Raw genomic sequence first — 25692 nt, forward strand, 5'->3', positions numbered from 1 at the left:
ACCCACAAGGCTGCACCGCCGTCGCGCACCGGGTCCGCCCGGTCCGGGGGCGGTTCGCGGGCGTACCCCCGGCCGGCGCCGGCCGGGGCTCGCGGCGGCGGAACGCACGGTGCCGCCGGGGACGCGAGGTCTCCGGCGGCACCGCGGCGCGCGCGTGCTGCTACTGGGTCACGTTGACGGTGAAGGTCGACGTGGTGTTCTCGATGTCGACGTGGTTGTTGCTCTCCGTCAGGCCCTTGAAGGTCGCCGAACCGACGGCCGGACCCTGGCCGGCCTCCGGCAGCGGGTTGGCCCAGATGCCGTAGCCGGACTTGGCGTTGTAGGCGTCACCGCTCTGCTGGGCGCCGGTGATGGAGGTGTCGGTGAAGACGGTGTCCGTCACCGGGTTGAGCGCGGTGCTTCCCGAGTAGTCGGTCTGGAACATGATCCCGGAGTAGGTCGGATCGGTGATGTCGAGGTCGTTGACCCGGATGCCCTGGAACGGCTGGGTGGCCGAGAAGCACCAGACCGCGCCGAAGACCTGGCCGCCCCAGAAGTGGCCGCCGTCGCGCACCAGCGAGACGTTCTGGATCACCGTCTGCGGACTCGCCCCGAACCCCTGGAAGGGGTAGCCGAAGTTCAGCGAGCTGATGGTGAGTCCGGAGTAGGTCAGGGTGTCGGCGACGTAGATGTTCTGCACGGTGTTGCCGTCGCCGCCGTAGACCGCGACACCGGCCGCCCGCCACGGGGTGAGCGCGGTCAGGTTCTGGAAGGTGTTGCCGGTCAGGTCGGAGTTGTTGTGGTCCTGGGCGGCGAACAGCGCGAAGCTGTCGTCACCGGTGCTGCGCGCCTCGTCGTTGCTGACCAGGTTGTTCTGGCTGCCGTTGGTCAGGTTGATGCCGTCGGCGAACGTGTCGCGGATGCGCATGTTCGTCGCGGTCAGGCCGGTGACGTGGGTGCCCCAGATCGCGCAGACCTGGTGCTCGATCCAGACGTTGTCGACGGTGATGTTCGACACGTCGGTCAGGTCGAAGACCTTGCCCGGCCCGTCGATGCGCGAGGTGTAGTTGCCGAACCAGCCGAAGCCGGTGAACGACGACCCGTTGGCGCTCGACTGGATGCTGAAGCCGACGTCGGTGTCCGACTCGGTGCTGGGCGCGTTGAACTGGGTGAACCACGGTCCGGCGCCGACGACCTTGACCGCCTTGCCGGAGACCTGGAACTTGCTGCTGGTCTGGTACTGCCCGGCCGGCAGGTAGACGCCCACCAGCTTGCCGGTGGTGTCCATCCGCACCTGGTCCAGCGCGTTCTGCACGTCCTGCTGGCCGAAGCCGGCCGGGGTGACGTAGGTGGCGGGGTCGGGGTCGGCGACCGGCGCGACCTGCTCGGTGTTGATGTAGTCGATCGCGTACTGCGAGGTGTTGGCGGCGTCCTTCTGCAGCTTGATGACGCTGCCGGCCGGCACCGTCTCGTTGAGGACCGCGTTCGCCTCGTCGTAGATGTGGCGCGGCGAACCGGCGCTCGGGGTGTTGCTCGGGCTGGTCTCGTCGCCGTAGAGCCAGGAGTACTTGGAGGTCAGGCTGATGGCCTGGAGGAACGTGCCGTTGACGTAGACGTCGAGGGTGGCGTTGGCGCCGGCGCCGTCGGAGGAGTCGGGGATGGAGAAGCGGGTCACCAGGGTGTTGGTGCTGGCCCGGGTCGTCCACTGCACGGAGGAGCCGGTGGAGTCGAGCGTGACGGCCTCCCGGCCGGACGCCTCGCCGGCCAGGTCGCCGATGGTCCGGTTCGGGCCGACCACCTGCGCGGCGCCGCCGAGTTGGCCGTCCTCCGCCTGGTAGACGTCGTAGGGCATGTTGGCGCCGCGGCCGACGAACAGCGGGGTGTCGCTGACGTTGTTGGCCTGCTTGACGCTCAGTTCGTTGGCGTCGACCGCGATCGTGGTGTGCGCGGTGTACTTGCCGTTGACCGCCGTCCAGCTGCCCATCGCCACCGGGGAGCCGGACGCGCCGGGCGCCAGGGTGCCGGTGTAGGTGCCGGTGAGCGTCTTGACGGTGGCGCCGGTGCTGTCCTTCAGGGCCAGGGTGATGGCGTGCCCGCCGCCGGCGGTGGCGACGGTGCCCTGGTTCTTCAGGGTGACGGAGAAGTTCACCGTGTTGCCGGCCGCCGGGTTGCTCGGCGTCCAGGCCACCGGGGAGGCGATCAGGTCGGAGCTCTGCACGGGTGCGACGACCAGGTTGGACGGGTTGGTGTAGCTGTTGTTGCCGTCGTTGAGCTCGATGACGGTGTTGGCCTCGTCGACCTTGGCCGTCAGCTGGTAGGTGCCGGCCGTCTGGGTGCCGATGGCGGCGGTCACCGCGCTGGAGGCGCCCACCGCGAGGGCGCCGACCGCGGCGGTGCCGACCTTGGTGGTGCCGCGGTAGAAGTTGACGCTGCTGGCCGGGGCGGCGGCGGTGCCGATGTTCTTCACGGTCGCCGAGACGGTGACCGGGTCGGTCTCCACCGGCGCCGACGGGGTCCACGACGAGCCGGTGATCGTCAGGTCGGGGTTGGGCGCCGGGGTTCCGATGACCTGGAACTCGGCGACCTGCCCGCCGGGGGCGCCGCTGTTGCTGGTGATGCTCAGCTCGACGTCGGAGATGCGGGCGCTGACCGGGATGCTGACGCTGTTGCCGCTGCTGGGGTTGAAGGTGTACTGCTGCGCGGCGGCCACGGTGGTGAAGCCGGTCGCGCTCTGCTCACGGCCCAGCACGGCGATGGTCTGGGTGCGGGTGGCCCAGGAGGCGTCGGGGTTGAGCTTGACGACCACCGCGCTGACGTCGGCGTTGGCGCCGAGGCTGACGGTGAGGGTGCTGGGGTAGGAGGCGCCCTCGAAGTAGGTGGTCAGGTCGTTGTCGTCGGCGTTCGCCGGCGCGTAGATGTAGGTGTTGGCCGACCCGGTGATCGGCTTGCCGGCCGCCAGGTTGGAGCCGCTGCCGCCGCTGCCGGTGCGGGTGACGGTGTTGCTGTCGGCGGACTGGTTGCCGGCCGCGTCGTGCGCCTGGACGTAGTACGAGACGGTCGCGGTGTCGGCCTGCGCGTCGGTGTACGTCAAGGTGGAGCCGCTGACCGAGGTGATCTTCGCGCCGTTGCGGAAGACGTCGTAGCCGGTGACGCCCACGTTGTCGGTGGAGGCGGTCCAGGTCAGCTTGATCTGGCCGGACTGCGGGGAGCTGTAGGCCAGGCTGCCGGGCGCGGTCGGCGCCTGGGTGTCACCGCTCTGGCCGGTGCGGGTGACGCTGTTGCTGTTGGCCGACTGGTTGCCGGCCGCGTCGTGCGCGCGCACGTAATAGGTGACGGTGGCACCGGCCGGCTGGGTGTCGGTGTACGTCAGGGCGCTCGCCGGGACGCTGGTGAGCAGCGTGTTGTTGGCGTAGACGTCGTAGCCGGTGACGGCGACGTTGTCGGTGGAGGCCTTCCAGGTCAGGTTGATCTGCCCGGACTGCGGCTGGGTGTAGGCCAGGCCGCTGGGCGCGGTCGGCGGCGTGGTGTCGCCGGCCGAGGGGCCGTACACCTCGAACTCCGATATCTGGCCGGCCGGCCAGCCGGTGTTGGCGGTGATCAGCAGCCGCAGGTAACGGGTGGTGACCGAGGTGAAGTTGATGGTCACCGTGTTGTTGGTCGACGGGTCGAAGGTGTAACCGGTCGAGGTGACGATGTCGGAGTAGTTGCTGCCGTCGGTGCTGCCCTGCACCGACAACGTCTGCGTGCGGGTGGCCCAGTTGGACACCGGGAGTTTCAGGACCACCTGGTTGACGCCGACCGAGGCGCCCAGGTCGACCCCGAGCCACTGCGGGAAGGCGTTGTTGGCGCTCTCCCAGTAGGTGTTCTGGTCGCCGTCGTTGGCGTTGGAGGCCACGTAGTTCTGGCTGACGCCGCTGGAGGTCATCGTCCGGCCGGCCGCCAGGTTGGTGCCGGCGGCCGACGCCGCCAGCGGTTGCAGCACCGGCAGTGCCGATATGAGCAGTCCCAGCAGGGCCAGGACCACCGTTCTGAGCCGGGGGACCGTGCTTCTTCGTCTCATGTCATCCTCGTTCGCCAACACGGCGCGGTGGGTGGGTTGCCGGGGTGCGCCGCGGCCCGCTCGGGTGCGGTGGCGGCGTTCCGGCGTGACGGGGAGGTGCGGCGGGCCGGTGCGGGCCCGGCGGGTGGCGCGGACGGCCGGACCGCGGGTGTCCGGCGCCGGGTCGGCGGACACTGGCGGCGGCCCGCGGCCGTGCCCGGGGGAGGTGGCCATGACGGGACGTCGGGCGGCGGCGGGTCAGGCGGAGTAGACCTGGAGGCCGGAGAACTGCCCGGCGGGCCAGCCGGTGTTGGCGGTGACGACCACCCTGAGGTAGCGGACGTCGGCCGCCGCGGGGAACGTGACGGTGACGGTGTTGCCGGTGGCCGGGTCGAAGGTGTGGCCGGCCGCGGCGGCCAGCGTGGTGAAGGTCGATCCGTCGGTACCGCCCTGGACGGAGAAGGTCTGGGTCCGCGCGCCCCAGGCGGCCGACGGCGGCAGCGTGAGCACGATCCGCGCGGTGGCGGTGGTGGTGCCCAGGTCGACCTGGAGCCACTGCGGGAAGGCGTTGTCGGCGCTCTCCCAGTAGGTGTTGGGGTCGCCGTCGACCGCGTTGCCGCTGACGTAGCCCTGCGTGTGGCCGCTGTCGGAGGTGGGCCGGTTCAGCGCGAGGTCGGTACCGGGAGGGGTCCCGGTACCGGTCACCGGCGGGGTCGGACGGGTCGCGGTCAGGGCCAGCTGGCCCTTGAGCATCCGGCCGCCGTCGGCGGTCAGCCGCAGGTAGTAGTCCGACGAGCAGGCGGTCCCGTCCGCGTCCAGGGCGAGCAGCCCGGACCCGGTGGGGACCTGGGAGGCGTTCTCCGCGGTCTTGGCGATCTGGTTGCCCTCGCCGTACTCGTCGAACATGGAGATGTAGATGCCCTGGGCGCCGACCCGGACCATGTTGTAGAACTGCCGCCACATGAAGTCGCCGTGCGCGCGCTGGTTGGCCGAGACGTCACCGGGCAGCACGCAGGGCTGGTAGTCGATGCCGTTGGCGTCGCAGTCCGCCTGGTCGGGGATGTTGACGTTCTGGTAGACCGAGTCGGAGTCGGCCGCGGTGCCGATGGCGCCGACCATCCACGGCGACAGCATGTCGAACGCGTGGTAGACGCCGCTGTACCCGGCGCGTGAACCGCCGGTGCCGGTGCGCCACTCGCGCGGCACGCCGCCGATGACGTAGCAGCCCTGGCTCTTGAACCAGGTGACGACGTCCAGGCAGGTGGCCGCGTCCCAGGGGTGGTTGTCGTCGTTGAAGCCGAACCCCCAGATGCACACCACCGGTTGGCCGCTCTGCCGGGCGTAGGCGGTGGACGCGGTGTGGGCGGACATCTTCGCGGTCCAGTCGGCCTTGATCTCCGTCTGCATCGCGGTCCAGCCGGTGACGTCGTACATGACGTAGAACTTCACGTCGTTGGCCTCGGCCGAACTCCTGACCTTGGCGGCCATCGCGTCGCGGGTGGGGCCCTCGCTGCTGTTGGGGTTGAACCGCTGCAACGCCGCGGTGTCGCAGCCGTTCTGCCGCATCCACAGGAAGTGGGTGTCGACGGTCTGCTGGTCGTAGGAGGAGAACAGCGTCGCGGGCTGACCGTCGCCCAGATTCCCGTATCCGGTCCGGTAGGCGCCGGTGAACTCCCGCATGTCGGGCCACGCCTTGATGGCGTTGTTGGCCGGCGACGGTGTACGGGACCAGTCCTGGCTCCAGTGCCACCAGCCGTCGATCGGCGCCCCGTCACCGGCGCAGGCGAACCAGCCCTGGTAGCCGACGGTGATCTTTCCCACCACGTCCCCCGCGGTGCCGGCCGCCGGGGTGGCGGTGCGCGGCGCGGCCGACGCCGAGGCGATGCCCGGCAACGCGCCGACCACCGATCCGGCCAGTACGGAGGCGATGAACGTCCGGCGAGAAGCTCCCATGCGAATCCCTCTCAAGGACCTCTTGGGGCGCGCGTCGGCGTCACCCCGGCCGGGGCCGGGGCTAGGGGCGCGGCCTCGGACAGAACGGACGGTGGCCCACCGCCGCAGAGCGTAGCTACGCCGACATCCGGGAGCAATATGTTGGACACGATACGAAAATATTTGACATCTGGTCTGCAAAGACCGGGATCTAGCCGGGTTCGCGCAGCTTCTGGGTCGCCGAATGACGATCTTTACGCAAACGGCTTGCGTACGTCTTGCGGTCGCCGTCGTACGGGGGCGCGGCGGTGCGGCGGGCGACGCGGCGGGCGCGGCTGGGCGCAGGGGCGTGCTGGGGGCGGCGGGCATGGTGAGCCCGGCGGCGGTGCGCTGGGTGCGGCGGTCGCCGCGGTGGGCGTGGCTGCGCGCGAGGGCGCGGCGGGGCGACGCGATGGGCGCGAGGATGCGGCAGGGCGACGCGGTGGGCGCGGCCCGTGGTGAGCGCGGCGGCGCGGAAAAGCCCGGACACGGGGTGGACCGCGCTGGCAGGATGCCCGGCGTGAGTGAACCGCCGGGTGCCACCGTCCCGCCGCCTTCGGTGCTCGACGCCTTCGGGGTGCGGGGTACCCCCGTCCCGCTGGCCGGCGGACAGGGACGCAGTGTCCGGGTCGGCGGGTACGTCTTCAAGCCCGCCGACGGCGCCGAGGAGGAGGCCGAGTGGGCGGCCGGTGTGCTCGAAGGGCTCGGGGCCGGGCGCGGCTTTCGCGTGCCGGTGCCGCTGCGCGCCGCGGACGGGCGCGGTGTCGTCGACGGCTGGACGGCCGGCGGGTTCGTGGCCGGTGAGCCGGGACCGCGGGGGCGCTGGCGTGAGGTGATCGGCGCCGGCCGGGCCTTTCACGCCGCCCTTCGCGGAGTGCCGCGGCCCGGCTTCCTGGCCCGGCGCAGCCATCCTTGGGCGGTGGCCGACCGGGTGGCGTGGGGCGAGCAGGAGGTCGAGGTGGTCGCCGGGCTGGCCGAACCGTTCGCGGCCCTGCGGGCGCTGAGGCGTCCGGTGGAACAGCCGGCCCAGCTGGTGCACGGCGATCTCACCGGCAACGTGCTCTTCGCCGCGGGCCGGGCGCCCGCCGTCATCGACTTCTCGCCCTACTGGCGGCCCGCGATCCTGGCGGAGGCCGTCGTGGTGGTGGACGGCCTGCTGTGGTTCGGCCTGCCGCCCGGCCTGCTGACCGGCGGGGGCGATCGCCGCGACTGGCGGCAGGTGCTGATCCGCGCGCTGATCTTCCGGCTCGTCGCGCACAGCGAACTCACCGGTCCCTCGGGGTACGTTCCGGCGGTCGAGCGGCGGCGGTTCGCGCGGGCGGCCGAGGCCGTGGTGCGCGGATCGGCCGGGCCCGGTCGGTAGCGGCCGGGCCCGGTCGGTAGCGGCCGGGCCACGGCGGCCGGCGTGCGTTTGTGCGGGGAACGGCCCGGCGGCCCGGGTGGGCTGCCGGGCCGCCGGGAGGTGGGACTACTGGACGTAGCACGCCTTGACCGTGCCGGAGTCGGGGTCGCCGAAGACGGCGTCGGAACACGCCGTGCCGCCGGAGACGCTGGCGTAGGAGTAGTGGCCGTCGGCGCCGTAGGCGACCTCGTGGGCGCCGGTGAACGAGCAGGTGCCGTTCTCCGTGGAGCAGGCGGTCCAGGTGCTGAACGTCGGCGGGGCGCCGACCAGGTAGCACTGCTTGGCGGAGTTGGGCGCCGGGTCGCCGAACACCGCGTTGGTGCACGGCGTTCCGCCGCCGCCGAGGGTGGCGTAGGCGTAGCTTCCGTTGCCGCCGTAGGCGACCGTCATCACGCCGCTGTAGGAGCACGTCGCGTTCTCGGCCGCGCAGGGTGTCCAACTACCGGCCGCCGGTGCCGCCGTCTGGGCGTAACAGGATTTGGCCACCCCGTTGTCGGGGTCGCCGAAGGCGCTGACGTCGCAGGGGGTGGCGCCGGAGGCGGACAGGTAGTTGAACCGGCCGCCAGCGCCGAACGCCAGGACGGAGGCGCCGCTGACCGCGCAGCTGCCGTTCTCCACCGCGCACGGGGACCAGGTGCCGGGCAGCGCCTGGTAGGTGATGGGCGGCACGGTGCCGGTCGCCGGGTAACCGACGGTGTACGCACCGGGCTTGACCCCGCGGAAGTAGATGTAGTTCCCGTCCTTGTCGGCGCTGGTGATGCCGGTGGCGCCGGTGAAGGAGCTGCCGTTCCAGGCGGTGGCGCCGTTGATGGTCACCACGTGGTTCTGCCCGTAGGTGGGGACCGCGATGACGCCGGTGGAGCCGGTGTTGCCGGAGGAGTCGACCTGCATGCTGAAGTCGCCCGCGGTGCTGTGGTCGTAGGAGACGTGCAGGGTCTTGCCGGCCGCGACGGTCAGCGTGCCCTCGACGTGGGTGAGGTCGCCGGGGTGCGGGACGACCTGGTAGGTGCTGCCCGAGGGGCCGGTCGGCGAGATGCCGAGCACGTCGGTGGTCAGCGCGCCGGTCGGACCGGTGGACCAGCCGTGGGCCAGGCTGGTGTAGGCGCTGGGGTACGCGGTGAGCGTCCCGGTGTTGGAGTAGCCCTCCCAGAACGTCGATCTGGTCCCCAGCGGCGAGTTGAGCATGTAGCCCCACTCGGTCCTGATCAGGTTGAGCGCGTTGGTGTCGTCGCCGGCGGCGAAGTGCGCGTAGACCTCCATCGAGCCGGCGAACGGCGAGACGTTGTCGCTGAACTCCGGGGTCTGCGCGCCGACGGCGTTCCAGTTGCCGCGCAGGTCGGTGACGATGCTCTGCGCCTGCGCGGCGGAGGCGACGCCGTACCAGACGGCCAGCGAGTTGCCGTCCTGCGGGTGCAGGGTGCTGGACGGGTTGTCCTTGTACGCGCCCGCCGAGGCGTCCCACAGCGAGGAGTTGATCTGCGTCTTCAGCGCGGCGGCGCGGCTGGTCCAGCTGCTCGCCAGCGTGCTGTTGCCCTCCGCCTGGGCCAGGAGCGCGCCGTTGGTCAGCGACTCGTACAGAAGCGCGTTGGCCTCGATGTTCTCCCCGCCCTGGTCGCCGCGGGCCCAGTCGGCGTCGCCGGTGACGTCGAGCAGTCCGCCGCCGTCGATCTTGGCGGTGATGAAGTCGATCCCGAGCTGGTACTTCGACCAGATGCCGTCCAGCCAGCTCTTGTCGCCGGAGTACAGGTAGTAGTTGTAGGTGCCGATCAGCGTCCACATGTGGTACGTGTCGGAGCCGTAGAAGTTGAACTCCGGTCCGCCGTAAGGCAGTTCACCGGTGGACTTCTGGTTGTCGTACATCGTGGTCAGCGAGTTGCGGGTGGCGGTGAGGTCGTCGGTGCTGACGTAGGCGGTCGGCACCGAGATGCCCATGTCGCCGGGCCAGACCGAACGGTCGCGCTTGGCGCCGTCGACCAGGACCTCGCTGCCGGTGCCGACGTCGCCGTTGTTCTCCCAGCCCGAGGCCGGCGCCGGCCAGACCCGGCCCTGGTCCGGGGCGATGGTGTCCAGCTGCACGGTGTAGGCGCCGGCCGCCCAGACCTGGTTGAGCAGGCTGTCGTTGGAGCAGAAGTAGTCGGGGTAGGCGGCGGGGTCGGCGACGCCCGGCGCGGCGGTGAAGTTCAGCGAGACGCTGTTGAGGTCGATCCAGCCGCTGGAGTTCATGAAGAGCGTCAGGTAGCGGAAGCCGCCGCGCAGCTTGTCGGTCGGCATGGTGTAGGAGCCGGCGCCGTTGACCGTGGTGGTCAGGGCGCCGTCCGCTCCGCCGCCGCCGTTGGAGGAGTCGCTGCTGTCACCGACGAACTGAGACGATTCACTGAACGCCAGCCCCAGGCTCTGCCCGGCGCCGCTGGCCCCGGCGAAGCCGAGGGTGACGATGCCGCCGACCTCCTTGCCGAAGTCGAGGGTGACGGCCGAACCGGACCCCGTCAGGCGGGTCGTCGCCTTCGACAGCACGCCGGTCGGGTCGCTGACCGTGCCGGTGGTGGTGTAGACGGACGCCGGCGCCAGCGTCCTGGACGTGGGGGCCACACTGGCCGCCGAGCACGAGGCGGCCGGGGTCGCCGCCGGCGCCGCGGCCGCGGTGACCATGGACGGGATCGTCGCGGCGCCGCCGGCACCGAGAGCGAGGCAGACGGCGAGCATGGTGCGGATCACGCGTCTCATCACACTTGTCCTCCTTCACCAGGGGATTACGGTTCCACCGGACCGCCACCGGTCCCGGAAGGAGGACGCCGGACCGCCGACTGGCGCCGCCGCCGGGACCTTCGCGGGTCGGCGTGCCGAACGTGGCCGAGCTGAGAGCAGGTTGGCGCGCAGCAGCACGTGCGCGGGCGCGGCCGACGACCGGGGCGAGCACGCGTGCGGATTAAAACGTTTCATTCTCTGACCGTCGAAAACGCTAAGGCGTGTGCATGTCACCGTCAAGAGTCCTGGACGGATGCCGGAACGATGCCGCCCCAACCGGCGCCGCACGGGCGGCCGTTGACCGTTTCCGGGCGGCAGCGCACGCCGTACGGGCAGCGGCGCGAACGGATCGGGCAGCGGCGCGAAGGGGTGGAAAGCGGCCCGACCACCGGAGATCGCGGGGCCGGGGGGTCTCGACAGCACCGTGGATTTCAGGCCATGATCGGGCGAACATCGGCCATGTCGGCCGGTGGTGCAGCGCGTCGCCGAAGGCGTCGGCGGGCGGGGAACGGGCGCCGGTCCACCACGGGGTGAGGGGGAGGAATCCCGGGCGCTCTTGACTTGATCATGACATTTCCCCGACGGCTCCGCTCCCCCGGGCCCGCCCGGCGGGCCGCACGTCGGGCACGGACAGCGTAAGGAACGAAAACGGCATGGGGACCCTGCAGCACATGGCCGCCGCGGTGGTGCCGCGCAAGGGCCACGCGCGGCACCTGGCTTTCGTCAACCTCGCCTACGCGGTGGGCAGGGGCGTCTTCCTCAGCGGAAGCGTCATCTACTTCACCACCGTCACCGGGCTGACCGCGACCCAGGTGGGCATCGGCACCTCCGCGGCGGCGCTGTCCGGCTTCGTCGCCTCGTTCCTGTTCGGCGTGCTGTCGGACCGGCTGGGCGCCAAGCGGGTGCTCGTGCTGCTGTTCGTGCTCCAGGCGGCCGGGTTCGCCCTGTACCCGGCCGTGCACGCGGTGGCGCCGTTCTACGCGCTGATCGTCGCCGTCGGCTTCATCGAGTACGGCGTCGGACCGACCTTCGGCGCGTTCGTCGGCACGCTGATCGAGCCCGACGACCGCGTCCAGGTGCGGGCCAACCTGCGGTCGATGTTCAACATCGGCTTCAGCCTCGGCAGCGGCCTGACCGCGCTGGCCCTGCTCGGCGGCGGCACCTGGGTGCGGGCGCTGCCCTGGGGCGCCGGCGTCCTGCTGCTCGGCGCCGGGTTGCTGATCCTGCGCCTGCCGCGCGGCACCGGCGCGGTGACCGCCGGGCGGCCCCGGCGCTTCGGCGCGCTGCGCGACCTGCGGTTCGTGACCATCACGGCGCTGTCCGCGCCGCTGGCGCTGCACGCCTCGATCATCCTGGTCGCGCTGCCGCTGTGGGCGGTGACCCGGACGCGGACCCCGCACGCGCTCATCCCGCTGCTGCTGGTGGCCAACACCGTCTTCGTCATCGTCTTCCAGGTCGCCGCCAGCCGCGGCGCGGCCACCGTCGCCGGCGCGGCCCGGCTGGCGCAGCGCTCGGGGTTCTGGCTGGCGGCGGCCTGCGGGGCGGCGGCCGTCGCCGCCTACGGCGACGCGGTCGTGGCCGCGGCCGTGCTCGGCGTGGCGATGCTGCTGTTCACCCTGTCCGAACTCCAGCAGTCCGCCTCGGGCTGGGGCCTGGCCCACGGGCTGGCACCGGAGGACGCGCAGGGCGAGTACCTCGGGACGTTCAACCTGCACATCGTCGCCCAGGGCGTCCTCGGGCCGGGCGTGGTGTCGGCCGTCACCATCTCCTTCGGGGTGTGGGGCTGGGTCGGGGTCGCCGCGGTGGTGGTCGCCGCCGGTCTGCTGATCGTGCCGGTCGCCGCGGCGGCGGAACGCCGTGCGGCGGTCACGCTGACGGGCGAACTCGTATGACGTACGGCCGGCTGTCCGGATTCTTCGTGAGGTTGGAGCCTTCCTTCGATGACTGAGCCCAGGTTCGAGGATCTGCACGGCCTGATGGCCGCGATGACCGGCGACGAGAAGCACACGACCGCGGCGACGTCGACCCTGGACGTGCTGTGGGTGCTCTACGACCGGGTGCTGCGGGTGGACCCCTCGATGGCCGAGGACCGCGACCGGTTCTACCTGTCCAAGGGGCACGGGCCGATGGCCTACTACGCGGTGCTGGCCGCCAAGGGGTTCATCGACCCGGCCGAGTTCGAGCGGTTCGGCGCCTACCCCTCACCGCTGGGGCACCACCCGGACCGGGTCCTGGTACCGGGCGTGGAGATCTCCAGCGGATCGCTCGGGCACGGCCTGCCGCTGGCGGTCGGCACCGCGCTGGGGCTGCGCGCGCGGGGGCTGACCCGGTCGCGGATCTGGGTGCTGCTGGGCGACGGCGAGCTCGACGAGGGCTCCAACCACGAGGCGATCGCCTACGCGGCGCGGGCCGGCCTGGACCGGCTCAACGTGGTCGTCATCGACAACGACTCGGCGAGCCACGGCTGGCCCGGCGGTCTTGAGCAGCGCTTCGCCGTCGAGGGCTGGTCGACCGCGCGGGTCGACGCCGGGGACCACGACGGGCTGGAGAAGGCCTTCGCCGCCCACACCCCGGGCCGGCCCGCCCTGGTGGTGGCCGAGGTGGAGGAACGCAGCACCAGTCACTGACGCCGCGCGGCGCAGCGCCGCCCCCGGGCCGGGACGGCGCTGTCGCGGCCCCGCCGATCACCACGTCGCGTACCGAAGGAGAACCCCCATGGCCGGGATCATGCGTGAGCGCTTCGTCGAAGTGACGACGGAACTGCTCGCCACCCATGACCGCCTGGCGCTGCTGACGGCCGACCTCAGCGCCAAGCTCTTCGCCGGCGCGCGGCAGGAGTATCCGGACCGGGTGCTCAACCTGGGCATCCGCGAGCAGTTGCTCATCGGGGTCGCCGGGGGGATGGCGCTGGCCGGGATGCGGCCGATCGCCCACAGCTTCGCGCCCTTCCTGATCGAGCGGCCCTTCGAGCAGATCAAGCTGGACCTCAACCACCAGGACGTCGGCGCGATCCTGGTCAGCGCCGGCGCCTCCTACGACATCGCCGGCGGCGGCCGGTCCCACCAGTCGCCGGGCGACGTGGCGCTGCTGTCGACGCTGCCGGGCTGGACCGTCCACGTGCCCGGCCACGCCGACGAGGCCGAGGCGCAGCTGCGCGAGGCGGCGGCCGGCGACGGGCTGGTGTACATCCGGCTGTCGAACCAGGCCAACGAACGGGCCCACGGCCTGGCGGGCGGTGGCGGCCACGGGTTCCGGGTGCTGCGGCGGGGGTCGGCCGGCACGGTCGTCGCGGTCGGGCCGCTGGCCGACACGGTGCTGGCGGCGACCGGGGGGCTCGACGTCACGGTGCTCTACGCCGGCACGGTCCGGCCGTTCGACGCGGCGACCCTGCGGGCGGTGCTGGCCGACCAGGACGAGGCCCGCGTGGTGCTCGTCGAGCCGTACCTGGCCGGCACCTCGGTCCCGCAGGTCGCCGCCGCGCTCAGCGACCGGCCGCACCGGGTGCTGGGACTCGGCGTCGGCCACGAGGAGGTGCGGCACTACGGCACCCCGCGCCAGCACGCCATCGCGCACGGCCTGGGCAGCGCCGGCCTGCGGCTGAGCATCATCGAATTCCTCGGTACCGCCTGATCCCCTTTTCCACCGGCGCCGGTATTCCGCCGTACGCCGCCTGCCGCCAGACCGCACACCGTCAATGATCTGAAACCCCATCAGGTAATGCGTGCGCCCCGGAATTCACCTCCCGGCGGCGCTTTCCGGGCTGGGCCGATCCGCATTACGGCACCCCATGTGAAGGTCCACCGAATGCCTTGACCCCCCGTAAGAACCGCGGTTAGCGTGGCGGCGTCCGCTCCGGTTCTCGCCGGTCAATTCCAGCAGAGGGAGAAGTGCATGGCCATCAACGACAAGCTCCAGGCCACCAACGACGAGGCGATCATCGCCGCCGCCGACGCCGAGATCGAGGAACTGTCGGACCACTCGCGTCCGATGGTCGTCTCGGAGATCAACGAGGCCTGATCGCCTATTTCATGAGTTTGTTCTGGGGGCGGTTTCCGCCGCCCCCAGAATGAATTCCGATGGCCGGACAGGACCGCACCGTCCGGAACGACACTCCCTAAGGATCGTCTGTGGGTACTGAGCATCCCCTTGCTCGCCTCATCGATGAGGTGGACCTGCTGGGCACCTACTGGAACAAGAAGCACGGCTTGTTCAAGCAGGCGTCCCCGACGGAGGGCCTGATCGACGAGGCCGCTATTCAGAGCATGCTCGACACGGGTCTGCTCAGATGGCCCTATTTCACCCTGCTGAAAGAGGGCCAGCAGCCGGAGATATCCGCGTTCACGAAGGCGCGGAACGTGTCCGGGCAGGCGGTCAAGGGCTTCGCGGACCCGGCGCGGATACGCAAGCACCTCGCGTCCGGCGCCACGATGAAGATGAGCCAGCTCGAGGACTGGCACCTTCCGATCCGCTCGGTGATGCGGGAGATCGAGGAGCGGCTGCCGGCCGAGCTCAAGGCGTACATCTTCTACACGCCGCGCGACAGCACGGGCATGCTCCCGCACCGGGACGGCTCGCACGTGCTGGCCGTGCAGATCGCCGGCGCGAAGGAATGGCGGATCTACAACTCCGCCGAACAGATCGACGCCCGCTCCGGGCTGAACGTGGACGTCGACAGCCACAGCGACTCCTTCGTCATGGAGCCCGGTGACGTCCTCTACCTGCCGCACGGCGTGCCGCACGTGGCGACCGCCCGCGGCGGAACGTCGCTGCACCTGACGTTCACCATCACCGAGCCGACCCCGCTGGACCTGGTCGAGTCGCTGATGACGCTGTTCTCCGACGCCGAGGGCGAGTGGCTGGACCAGGGCCTGGGCTCGGCGCTCCAGGACGAGGCGGCGGCCGTCAACAAGGCGCTGCTGGGCTTCCTCGACCGGGTCGACACCGGGCTCCTGGTCGAGACCGCGGTGGCCACGATGCGCGACAGGACGGTGTGAGGCGATGACCGGCGTTGACATCTCCGGCGACCAGGACCGGGCCGGCCGCACCGGGACGCCGGCGCGGCTGGCCGACCTGGTCGGCGACCTCGAACCCTTCACGGCCGGGGTCCGGGGCCGGCTGGCGCGTTCGTACCGCTGCGAGGCCGCACCCCGGCTGCTGACCCCGGCGGACATCTGGACGCGGTTCGACTGCGGGCTGCTGGTGGCCCCCTACTTCGGCGTGCTGCTGAACGGGGTGGCCGTACCGCTGGCGGACGTCACGGTGACCCGGGTCGTCCTCAAGCGGCGGATGGCGGCGTACGCGCGGGCGGCCGCCGTCCGGGAGCGGTTCGACACCGGCCACACGGTCCGGCTGGCCCGGCCCGACCACTGGCACCCGGGCATCAAGGACCTGGTCGCCGCGCTGCGCGACGAACTGCGGGCCGAGGCCGGCTGCGAGGCGCTGCTCAGCCCGCCGGGCGCCGCGGGCGCGCGGGCCGGGGGCGGGGCCGGCGAGGGCGAGACGTTCCTGCTCCAGCTCGACGGGCGGGCGACGGCCGTCGTCGGTGCGGCCGGCGAGTCGTTCACGCTGCGGCCGGGCGACGTCCTCTACGTCCCCGGCGGCCGGCCGTACACCACGACGGCCGGCGACGGCGGCTGCCTGCACCTGGCGGTCACCGTCCAGCAGCCCACCCCGCGCGACCTCGCCGAGCTGGCCCTCGCCCGCTTCCTCCAGGGCCCCCGGACCGAGGAGGTCGCGGGCACCCACCACTTCATGACCATCGACGAGAAGGTCGGCTGGCTGCGCACCGAACTCGCCGCGCACCTGGCCGCGCAGGACGACGCCGAACTGGTGGCGGAAGCGGTGAAGATCCGCCGGCGCACCGGCCAGGCCTAGCCGCATGGCCACGGTGACCGAGGACGGCGGGCCGGGCGCGGCGGCGCTGGAGGTCCTGCTCGCCCAGCCGCGGGTGCGCACGGCGCACCGGCTGGGCGACGGCCTGCTCGTCGAGGCCGACCTGCGCCGCCCCGGCCGCGCCGACCCGGTGCCCTACGTCCTGGGCTACGGACCGGCGCCGGCCACCGCCGACCGGCCGCCCGGCGACGCCGGTAGGCGCACGGCCCCGCACGGCACCGCGACGGTGACCGCGCCCGACCGCGCCCCGGCGCAGCCGGTGTTGGAGTACGCCTACGCCGGTGCCTCGTCGGTGACCGTCACCGGTGACGGCGGCCACCTGTTCCTGTCCGACATGCGCCCGGGCACCGGCCGGCCGCGCGGCCACACCGGGCGCGCCCTGTGGCGGCACCGGCCGGGACCGCGCCGTGCGCCCGAACTCGTGCTGAGCGCCCCGCGCGGCCTGCTGTCCTACGCGGCGGCGTCCTCCACGGCGGTCGCCGCCGCCTGGCTGCGGTCCGGGGCACGCTCGCTCGCGGAGGACCTGCGGGCGCGGGAGGCGGCGGCACCGGACGCGCCGACCGCCACGCTGGTCGGCGGCGACCTGTGGCCGCGTTCGATGTACCACGAGGCCGGCGAGACGGTCCGCCTGCTGTGGTCGGGACCGCCGGCGGAGAGCGAAGGGGCGGACGGGACACGGCTGTTGACGCCGCCGCTGGACCAGGACATGCGGCTGACCGGCGAACTGGCGCTGACCCCCGACGGTCTGCGGTGCGCGGCGGGCGTGGTCCGCTTCCTGCCCGGCGGCCACCGCCGGCACGGCCAACTGCTGTTCCCGGTACGGGATCCGGCGGACGCGACGGCGGTCTGGGCACCGGACGACGACCTCACCGAGGCCGTCGCGGCGCCGGACGGGGCCTGGTTCGCGTGCACGGCGGAACGGATCGCGGCCCCGGGGCGCGGACCGCGGCAGGAGGTCGTCCTGCTCGCCGCCGACGGCTCCCGGCTGGAGCGGGCCGCGCCCGGCCACCGCGACTGGCTGCGCCCGCGGTCGTGGGCCGCGCCCGACACCCTGCTGTGCGTCGGTGAGCGCGACGGCCGGCGGCGTCTGTGGCGGGTGCGGCCCGGTGACGGCCGCGCCGAGCCGATCGAGGTGGCCGGTTCGGTCCTGGCGGTGACCGGCGTGCCCGGCGAGGCGGTCGTCGTCCGGTCGGGCATCGACCTGCCGCCCGAGGTCGTGTCGGTCCCGCTGGCGTCGGCCGGCCGCCCCACCGGCCCGGCCGGTGCCCGCCGGCTGCTGGCACCGGCGGCGGCCGCCGCACCGACCGGACGGATGGAACGCCTCACCTACCGGGCGCCGGACGGATCGGTGTGGAGCAGCTGGCTGTGCCTGCCGCGGACCGGCGCCGACCGGCCGCTGCCGGTGCTGGTGTGGTGCCACGGCGGCCCGCTCAGCAGCTGGACCGACTGGTCGTGGCGCTGGAACCCGTGGCCGTTCGTCGCCGAGGGCTACGCCGTCCTCATGCCCGACCCGCCCTTGTCGGTCGGCTACGGGCAGCCGGCGGTCGAACGCGGCTGGGGGCACTGGACCTCGCAGGTCGCCGCGGTGGCGGCGGCCCAGGTCCGGTCGGCACTGGCCCGGCCGGACCTGGACGCCGGCCGGGTCGCGGCGATGGGCGGCAGCTTCGGCGGCTACCTCGCCCTGGCGCTGGGCACGCTGCTGCCCGAGGTGCGGCTGATCGCCAGCCACGCCGGCTGGGCCGACTTCGCCGCGGTGGCCCGGGTGTGCGACCTGCACTGGCACTGGCTGCGCGAGTACGGCCCGGTGGACACCGCCCCCGGCTACGCCCGCGAGAGCCTGCGGCTGGCGGCGATCGACCCCGGGGTGCGCGTGCTGCTGTCCCACGGCTGCGAGGACACCCACGTGCCGATGGGCGAGTCGCGGGCGATTCACCGGTCGCTGGAGACCCGGGGGGTCGACGTGCGGCTCATGCTCCTGCCGGACGAGCGGCACACCATCGGCAAACCGGCCAACGTGACCGCCTGGTACCGGTGGGTCCTGGACGCCTGCCACACCGTTCTGGGCCCCCGCTCCACGAGTAAGGAACCGTGCACACCATGACGATCACTTCGCTGCGTCCGCCCTCCAGCGCCCCGCGCGAACACTGGTTCCCCCCGCCGTCGCGGACACCGGCCACCGCCAGCGGCACGTCGCTGCGCACCCGCACCCTGGAGCAGACCGAGGCGCTGGCACGGGCCTGCCTGGACCGCTGCGGCATCACGCGGATCGCGGAGGTCACCGACCTGGACGTGCTGGGCATCCCGGTCTTCCACACCATCCGCCCCGGCGCGGCCCCCGGGCTCAACACGGTCACCAGCGGCAAGGGGATCACCGCGCAGGCGTCCCGGGTCTCCGCGCTGATGGAGGCCATCGAACGCACCTGGTGCGAACCGCCCGCCGCGGACCTGCCCCTGCTGGCGTCGTACGCCGAACTGCGCGCGCGGGACGTGCCGGTGCTCGACCCCCGGCGTCTGGTCCTGCGCCGCGGCCACACCTGGACCCAGGACGCGCCGATCTCGTGGTGGCCGGTGCGCGAGCTGTTCAGCGACACCGAGGTGCTGATCCCCGCGCTCGCGGTCTTCACCCCCTACGCCCGCGAATGCGGCATGTTCCGCTCGAACACCATCGGCCTCGCGGTCGGCAACAGCCCCCAGGAGGCGTTGCTGCACGGCCTGCTGGAGGCGATCGAGCAGGACTGCACGGCGTTCGGCGAGACGCTGCGGCAGGGCCGGCGCATCCGGCTGGAATCGCTGCCGCCGGTGGCCGCCGAGCTGGTCGGGCGCTTCCAGCGGATGGGCGTCAGCGTGCAGGTCTTCGGCTACGCCAACGTGGTCGGCGTACCGACGGTGTTCGCCACCACCGACGACACGCACGCCGAGGACGGGATGCTCATCAACGGCGGCGCCGGCTGCCACCCCGACCCGGTCGTGGCGGTCACCCGGGCGCTGACCGAGGCGGCCCAGTCCCGGCTGGCCGTCATCTCCGGTTCCCGCGAGGACCTCGACAGCCAGGCGTACCGGCGGCACGCGTCGTACGACGCGATGCGCGAGATGCTCGCGACCTGGAGCGCGGATCGGGAGGAGTGCGACTTCGGCGACCTGCCGGACGAGGGCACCGGAACGACGGAGGGCGACCTGCGCGAGGTCCTCGCCGGGGTGGAACGGGCCGGGCTTCCGCTGATCTTCGCCGCCGAACTCGCCCCGGACGACCTGCCGTTCTCGGTGACGAAGGTCGTCGTTCCGGGACTGGAGGTCTACCACCACGACCCGGCGAGACTGGGTACGCGCCTGCACCGCGAGATGGTCCGGGCCGGAATGGCGAGGCCGCTGTCATGACCGACTCCAGCACCCTGGCCGGCACGGCGGACGAGGCGGCCACCACCGGGATCGTGCTGTTCACCGGCCCGTCCCTGCGCCCGGAGGACCTGACCGCGCTGAGCGCCCTGGCCGCGACGGCCGGCCGCGAACTGCGGCTGGAGGCACCGGTACGCCGGCACGATCTGCTCGACCTGGCGGAGTCCGCGCCGCACCACCACATCGTCATGCTGGACGGCGAGTTCGGCCAGCGCCTGTCGGTCAGCATCACCGAGGTGCGCGCGGTGCTGGCCGCCGGGCAGTCGCTGGCCGGCGCCTCCTCGATGGGCGCCCTGCGCGCCGTGGAGTGCCGCACCCTCGGCATGACCGGCAGCGGCTGGGTCTTCGAGCAGTACCTGTCGGGCGCGATCGAGTCCGACGGCGACGTGGCCCTGCTCTACGATCCGCAGGACTACCTGCCGGTGACCGTTCCGCTGGTCAACGTCCGCTGGCTGCTGGCCGAGAAGCAGCGCCAGGGGCTGCTGACGGCCGATGTCGGCGCCACCGCCCTGCGGACCGCCCACGCCGTGCACTTCCGCGACCGGCGCCCCTCGCTCCTGCTGCGCCAGTGGCGACGGGAGCTGCCCACCGCCGCGGTCGAGGTGCTGGAGCCCGAACTGGCCCCGGAACGCCGGGACTCGTGGGACCGCAAACGGCTCGACGGCATCGAGGCGGTGCGTTCGGCACTGGGCCTGGACACCTGACGGACGGCACCCGCGCCCGCGCCCGTGCTCGCACCCGGCCCCGGCCCCGGCCCCGGCTCGGATCGGGTCGGGTCGGGTCGGGTCGGGTCGCCGCAACGGGAGCGGGCCGCAGGCCGTAACGGTGCGGGCCGGCGCCGGGTTCGCGGGTCAGCGGCCGGGTTCGCCGTCGGCCAGGTTGCGTTCCCAGAAGATCTCGTCGCGCCAGGCACCGTCCATGAAGATGTGCGCGTGGGCGATGCCCCAGGAGGAGAAGCCGTTGTTCTTCAGCACCCGGTGCGAGGGGAGGTTGTCGGTCTGGGTGTGCGCCTCGGCGCGGCGCAGGCCGAGTTCGCCGGTCATCACCCGCAGGGTCAGGCCGACCGCGCGGGTGGCGTGGCCCTGCCCCTGGAACGGGGTCGCCACCCAGTAGCTGAGGAAGCCCTTGCGCAACGGCCCGCGGGAGATGCTGCTGACCGCGACCTGCCCGACGACCTCCCCGTCGGCCACGATGACACCGGGCCAGGCCGAGCCGGCGCTGTGCGTGGCCAGCAGCTGTTCGATGCGGCCGGCCTGGTGGGAGGGGGTGTCGAACCCCTCGGGCCGGGCCGGCTGCCACCGGGCGAACTCCTTCGCGTCGCGGGCGAAGTGGCCCGCCAGCGCGGCGGCGTCAGCCACCTCGACCAGTCGTACGGACGTGCGCGACGGCGTCACGGGACATACTCCTTGCTCACGGCACCCGACTCCGGCACCGCCGGTTCCTGCGGATTTCTGCGGGTTCCTGCTGTCTTCCGCCGACTCGGCCCACTTGCGTCAACTCACGCGTAGGGTACGGGGATTCAGCGGTACGGGGGTTCAGCGGTACGGGGGTGTGGGCTGCGCGGGGGTCCTGCGCGGGCGGGGGCGAGGGTGCCGTGCGTGTGCGGGGGCGAGGGTGCCCTGCGCGGACGGGGGCGAGGCGGTGCGGACGGGGGCGGGAACGGGGCGGACGGAGCCGGGGCGGTACGGACGGAGCCGGGGCGGGCGCGGTCGGCGCGGGCACCGCTGCCGCACCCGGCGCGGCGACCGCTCCCGGCGCCGCACCGGCACCGACAGCGCACCCGAACCGGGGCCGGGCCCGCACCGGGGCCGGAGCCGTTCACCACCCCTCCGGGGTCAGCGCCCGTAGTCGGTGGGGTGCGCGGGGGTCTTCGCCGGGTCGCGTTCGACGATCGGGCCGAGGATGTCGTCGATCCGCTTCACCACCTCGTCGGCCAGCTCGATCCCGGACGCCGCGGCGGTCTCGGCGATCTGCTCCGGCCGGCTGGCGCCCACGATCGCGCAGGACACGTTCGGGTTCCGCAGCACCCAGGCGAGCGCCAGCTGCGGCATCGTGATGCCCAACTCGTCGGCCAGCGGCGTCAGTTCACTCACCCGCCGCAACACGTCCTCGGCCAGGGCGCCGGCCGCGAACTGGCTGCGCGCCGGACCGTCGGCCCGCGATCCGGTGGGCAGCGGCTCACCGGCCCGGTACTTGCCGGTCAACAGCCCCTGGGCCAGCGGCGACCACACCATCTGGCCGACCCCCTCCCGCTCGCACAGCGGCCCGACCTCGGCCTCGATGACCCGCCAGACCATGTTGTACTGCGGCTGGTTGGAGATGATCCGGTCGAGCCCGAGGCGGCCGGCGATCTCCAGCGCCGCCGTGATCTGCTCGGTGGTCCACTCCGAGACGCCGACGTAGAGCACCTTGCCCTGCCGGACCAGGTCGTCGAACGCCCGCAGCGTCTCCTCCAGCGGGGTCCGGGCGTCGAACCGGTGCGCCTGGTAGACATCGATGTAGTCGGTTTTCAGCCGCTTCAGCGACCCGTGCGCCGCCTCCATGATGTGCTTGCGCGACAGCCCCCGGTCGTTCGCCCCGGGGCCGACCGGGGAGCAGACCTTGGTGCAGATCTCGACCGATTCCCTGCGCACCCCCGACAGGACCCGGCCGAGCACCTCCTCGGCCAGCGAGCCGCCGTACACGTCAGCGGTGTCGAACGTCGTGATCCCCTGCCGCAGCGCCTCCTGGGCTACCTCGGCCGCCGACCGCTCGGTGGTACTGATCCAGCTGCCGTAGGCGATCTCGCTGACCCGCAGACCGCTCCTGCCCAGTGTCCGGTGTCTCATGGCCAGATTCTATTGATGGCGTCCCGCCGATGGGTGACGACGGTGTATCGATGACCGCCCGCCCACGCGGTGTGTCCGACGCCGGCCTGCGGGGACGGGGTGACGGGAACGGCGGTACACGTCACGGCGGGCCGAGTCGCGGGCAGCGGTGTACGTCATGACGGACGGGGCCGGCCCCACGTCACCGGCCGGAGCGCCACCGGTCCTCACGCCACCGCCCGCCACGTCCAGGGCGGCGGTACACGTCACGACGGACCGGGCCCGAAGCGGCGGTGTACGTCGGCCGGCCGACCGGCCGGGCCGACGTGTACGTTACGACGGACGCGGGCCCGGGACGGCGGCATACGTCACGACGGACGGACGCCGAGGCGGCGGTACACGTCACGGCGGACCGGCCGCCCAAAAGCACCCGCACACGTCACGACAACCCCGCCCCCGAGCCTTCACCCCACGTCACAACAGAACCGCCCGCCGCAGGCACCCGTACGCGTCACGGCAGACCCGCCTGACGGCGCTCGCACTGGCCGGGGGGTCGGCAGCGGTGTAGAAAGTGGGCCATGGACCGCATCCGGGGCAGGCGACCGGCCGACAGGGTCTCAGACGATCCGGAACGGTCCGCGCGGAACCGGCCGGCCCGCGGTGGCGGCCGGCTGCGGGACCGGCGCGGGCGCTGGTTCCTGGGCGGCCGCAGCGTCGCGGGGCAGGTCTTCGTGCTCCAGGCGGTCATCGTGCTGCTCCTGGTGGCCGCGGCCGTCCTGGAGATCTTCTCGCAGGCCGGCCACGACAGTCTCACCGCCGCCCGGTCGCGTTCGGTGGCCGCCGCCCAGGCCTTCGCCAACGCGCCGGGGCTCCCGGCGGCGCTGGCCTCCCCCGATCCGACCAAGGTGCTCCAGCCGCGTGCCGAGGCGGCGCGCAAAGCGGCGGGGGTGGACTTCATCGTCGTCACCAACACCCACGGCATCCGGTACACCCACCCGAACCCCAAGCGCATCGGCCACAAGTTCATCGGCACGATCGGCCCACCGCTGGCCGGCCGGCCGATCACCCAGACGGTCAACGGAACGCTGGGACGGCTGGTGCAGGCCGTGGTGCCGGTGCGCGGGCCCGGCGGGCGGGTGGTGGGGCTGGTCTCCGCCGGGGTGACGATCAACAAGATCAGCGGCGACACCGACCGGCAGCTGCCGTTCCTCGTCAGCGCGGCGTGCATCGCGCTGGCGCTGTCCACCGCCGGCACCGCCCTGGTCAGCAGACGGCTGCGGCGGCAGACCCGGGGGCTGGGCCCGGTCGAGATGACCCGGATGTACGAACACCACAACGCGGTCCTGCACGCCGTCCGTGAGGGCGTGCTGATCGTCGGGGGCGACGGCTCGCTGCTGCTGGTCAATGACGAGGCCCGCCGCCTGCTGCGGCTGCCCGCCGACGTGGAGGGCCGCCCGGTGGACGCCGTCGGGCTGCCCGCCCGGGTGGGCGACCTGCTGGCGTCCCGCACGCCGGCCACCGACGAGATGCTGAGTGTGGACGACCGCGTGCTGGTGGTCAACGTGCGCGCCACCGACCGGGACGGCGGGCCACCGGGCACCGTGGCGACGCTGCGGGACGCCACCGAGCTGCGGTCGCTGTCCGGCCGGGCGGAGCAGGCCCGCGCCCGGCTGAGCCTGCTGCGGGACGCCACGACCGCGATCGGCACGACCCTGGACGTGCGGCGGACGGCGCGGGAGCTGGCGGAGGCGGCCACGCCGCGGTTCGCGGACTTCGTCACCGTCGACCTGGCGCAGGGGGTCACCGACGGCGAGGAGCCGCCGACCGCCCTCGACATGAACGTCACCCGGGTGGCGGTGGGCGGCTCCCCGGGTACGGCCGCCTTCTACCCGCTGGGCGCGACGACGCTCTACGGGGCGGGGACCCCGCCGGGCCGCAGTCTGGCGACCGGCCGGCCGCAGCTGGTGGCCCGGCTCGACGCCCGGAACGCCGAGCAGGCCAACGACGTCGAGCGGGCCAGGGAGATCCTGCGGACCGGGTTCCACTCGCTCATCACGGTGCCGCTGCGGGCCCGGGGCGTGATGCTGGGCATCGCCACCTTCTGGCGTTCGGGCCTGCCGGACGCCTTCAACGAGGACGACCTGCCGCTGGCGGAGGAGCTGGGCGGGCACGCGGCGCTGTGCATCGACAACGCGCGCCGCTACACCCGGGAACACACGATGGCGGTCTCGCTCCAGCACAGCCTGCTGCCCCGCGGGTTCCCGGCGCAGGACGGCCTGGACGTGGCGTACCGGTACCTGCCGGCCAAGGCGGGCGTGGGCGGCGACTGGTTCGACGTGATCCCGCTGTCGGGCGCCCGGGTGGCGCTGGTGGTGGGCGACGTGGTGGGGCACGGGCTGCACGCGGCGGCCACCATGGGCCGGCTGCGGACGGCCGTGCACAACTTCTCCGCGCTGGACCTGCCGCCGGACGAGTTGCTGGGGCACCTGGACGAGCTGGTCAACCGGGTGGACCAGGAGGCGGCGGACGAGGGACCGGACGGCGTCTCGGGGGCCACCTGCCTGTACGCGATCTACGACCCGGCGACCGGGGTGTGCGTCATGTCCCGGGCCGGCCATCCGCCGCCCGCGCTGCTGCGGCCGGACGGCACCGTGCAGTACCCGGACGTCCCCGCCGGGCCGCCGCTGGGCGTGGCGATGCTGCCGTACGAGACGACGGAGCTGACGCTGGAGCCGGGCAGCCAGCTCGTGCTGTACACCGACGGTCTGGTGGAGTCCCGCGACCGGGACATCGACGAGGGGCTGGAGCGGCTGGCGGCGGTGCTGCGGGGGACGACCCGGACACCGGAGGAGCACTGCCGGGCGGTGCTGGACGCCCTGCTGCCCGTCCAGCAGCGCGACGACATCGCCCTGCTGGTGGCCCGTACCCGGACGCTGTCACCGGACCACATCGCCCTGTGGGACGTACCGCCGGAGCCGGAGGCCGTGGCCGGCGTACGGCACTCCGTCACCCGGCAGCTCGACACCTGGGGGTTGCAGGAGCTGGCGTTCACCACCGAGCTGATCCTCAGCGAGCTGATCACCAACGCCATCCGGTACGCCGGCGGTGACATCAAGGTGCGGCTGCTGCTGGACCGCAACCTGATCTGCGAGGTGTCCGACACCGGCAACACCTCGCCGCACCTGCGGTACGCGGCCGGTATGGACGAGGGCGGCCGCGGCCTGTTCCTGGTCGCCCAGCTGGCCGACCGGTGGGGCACCCGCCACACCCCCACCGGCAAGATCATCTGGACCGAACAGGCCCTGTCCTGACCGCTTCCCCGCCCGTCCGCTCCCCGGTTCCCGGACTGTCCGCCTCCCCGACTCCCCGACTTCCCGGCGTTTCGCGGGTGTTCGGGGCCGGACGCGTGGTGGGGGGGGGCGGCGCCGGGCGCCCCCACCGCAGACCCCGACCGCACCGCACCG

General features: G+C 72.8%; 16 protein-coding genes. 11 read left to right on the forward strand and 5 right to left on the reverse strand.

The features are described from left to right. Positions 1-160 precede the first annotated feature (160 nt). Together POF43_RS28555 and POF43_RS28560 are read right to left on the reverse strand one after the other, a co-directional pair. A complete protein-coding gene (locus POF43_RS28555; RefSeq protein ID WP_271322036.1) occupies positions 161-4039 on the reverse strand; it encodes a discoidin domain-containing protein in 3879 nt (1292 codons plus the stop codon). Between the two features lie 237 nt (positions 4040-4276). Next, positions 4277-5971: a glycoside hydrolase family 99 protein gene (locus tag POF43_RS28560; protein ID WP_271322037.1), complete on the reverse strand. Its 1695-nt coding sequence runs from the start codon at positions 5969-5971 to the stop codon at positions 4277-4279. A gap of 538 nt (positions 5972-6509) precedes the next feature. Here POF43_RS28560 and POF43_RS28565 point away from each other — a divergent pair. Beyond that, positions 6510-7352, forward strand: a complete 843-nt coding sequence (locus POF43_RS28565; RefSeq protein WP_282704830.1) for a phosphotransferase — start codon at positions 6510-6512, stop codon at positions 7350-7352. A gap of 105 nt (positions 7353-7457) precedes the next feature. On the opposite strand, the gene POF43_RS28570 is transcribed toward POF43_RS28565, so the two are convergent. Beyond that, positions 7458-10115 (reverse strand): alpha-L-rhamnosidase-related protein, encoded by a 2658-nt coding sequence (locus tag POF43_RS28570; RefSeq protein WP_271323240.1) that lies wholly within the window; start codon positions 10113-10115, stop codon positions 7458-7460. Between the two features lie 674 nt (positions 10116-10789). On the opposite strand from POF43_RS28570, the gene POF43_RS28575 reads away from it, so the two are divergent. From POF43_RS28575 to POF43_RS28615, 9 genes are all read left to right on the forward strand, one after another. After that, a complete protein-coding gene (locus POF43_RS28575) occupies positions 10790-12028 on the forward strand; it encodes an MFS transporter (RefSeq protein WP_271323239.1) in 1239 nt (412 codons plus the stop codon). A 48-nt stretch (positions 12029-12076) separates the two neighbouring features. Beyond that, positions 12077-12763 carry a thiamine pyrophosphate-binding protein gene (locus tag POF43_RS28580; protein WP_271323238.1) on the forward strand — a complete coding sequence of 229 codons (687 nt, stop codon included), beginning with the start codon at positions 12077-12079 and terminating at the stop codon, positions 12761-12763. 88 nt (positions 12764-12851) lie between these two features. After that, positions 12852-13766: a transketolase family protein gene (locus POF43_RS28585; RefSeq protein ID WP_271323237.1), complete on the forward strand. Its 915-nt coding sequence runs from the start codon at positions 12852-12854 to the stop codon at positions 13764-13766. 261 nt (positions 13767-14027) lie between these two features. Next, on the forward strand, positions 14028-14153 hold the full coding sequence (locus tag POF43_RS28590; protein WP_271314344.1) for a hypothetical protein: 126 nt from the start codon (positions 14028-14030) through the stop codon (positions 14151-14153). Positions 14154-14263: 110 nt separating this feature from the next. After that, entirely contained in the window at positions 14264-15130 is an 867-nt protein-coding gene (locus tag POF43_RS28595; RefSeq protein WP_271314345.1) for a JmjC domain-containing protein, read from the forward strand. A gap of 4 nt (positions 15131-15134) precedes the next feature. After that, the gene (locus tag POF43_RS28600) at positions 15135-16010 is read left to right on the forward strand and encodes a JmjC domain-containing protein (protein WP_271323236.1); all 876 of its coding nucleotides are present in this window, start codon (positions 15135-15137) and stop codon (positions 16008-16010) included. Between the two features lie 4 nt (positions 16011-16014). Then, the gene (locus POF43_RS28605) at positions 16015-18129 is read left to right on the forward strand and encodes an alpha/beta hydrolase family protein (RefSeq protein ID WP_271323235.1); all 2115 of its coding nucleotides are present in this window, start codon (positions 16015-16017) and stop codon (positions 18127-18129) included. Then, positions 18126-19403 (forward strand): YcaO-like family protein, encoded by a 1278-nt coding sequence (locus POF43_RS28610; protein ID WP_271323234.1) that lies wholly within the window; start codon positions 18126-18128, stop codon positions 19401-19403. The genes POF43_RS28605 and POF43_RS28610 overlap by 4 nt, the downstream gene beginning before the upstream one ends. Further along, on the forward strand, positions 19400-20125 hold the full coding sequence (locus tag POF43_RS28615; RefSeq protein ID WP_271323233.1) for a TfuA-like protein: 726 nt from the start codon (positions 19400-19402) through the stop codon (positions 20123-20125). Before POF43_RS28610 ends, POF43_RS28615 begins: the two co-directional genes overlap by 4 nt. 147 nt (positions 20126-20272) lie before the next feature. Here POF43_RS28615 and POF43_RS28620 read toward each other — a convergent pair whose 3' ends face one another. Next, positions 20273-20815, reverse strand: a complete 543-nt coding sequence (locus POF43_RS28620; protein ID WP_271314350.1) for a GNAT family N-acetyltransferase — start codon at positions 20813-20815, stop codon at positions 20273-20275. Positions 20816-21256: 441 nt separating this feature from the next. After that, positions 21257-22249: an aldo/keto reductase family protein gene (locus tag POF43_RS28625; protein WP_271317455.1), complete on the reverse strand. Its 993-nt coding sequence runs from the start codon at positions 22247-22249 to the stop codon at positions 21257-21259. A gap of 557 nt (positions 22250-22806) precedes the next feature. Between POF43_RS28625 and POF43_RS28630 the strand changes: the two genes are divergently transcribed. Next, positions 22807-25539 carry a SpoIIE family protein phosphatase gene (locus POF43_RS28630; protein WP_271317456.1) on the forward strand — a complete coding sequence of 911 codons (2733 nt, stop codon included), beginning with the start codon at positions 22807-22809 and terminating at the stop codon, positions 25537-25539. Positions 25540-25692 lie beyond the last annotated feature (153 nt).

Source organism: Streptantibioticus silvisoli (genome assembly GCF_027947535.2).
Lineage (GTDB): Bacteria > Actinomycetota > Actinomycetes > Streptomycetales > Streptomycetaceae > Streptantibioticus_C > Streptantibioticus_C silvisoli.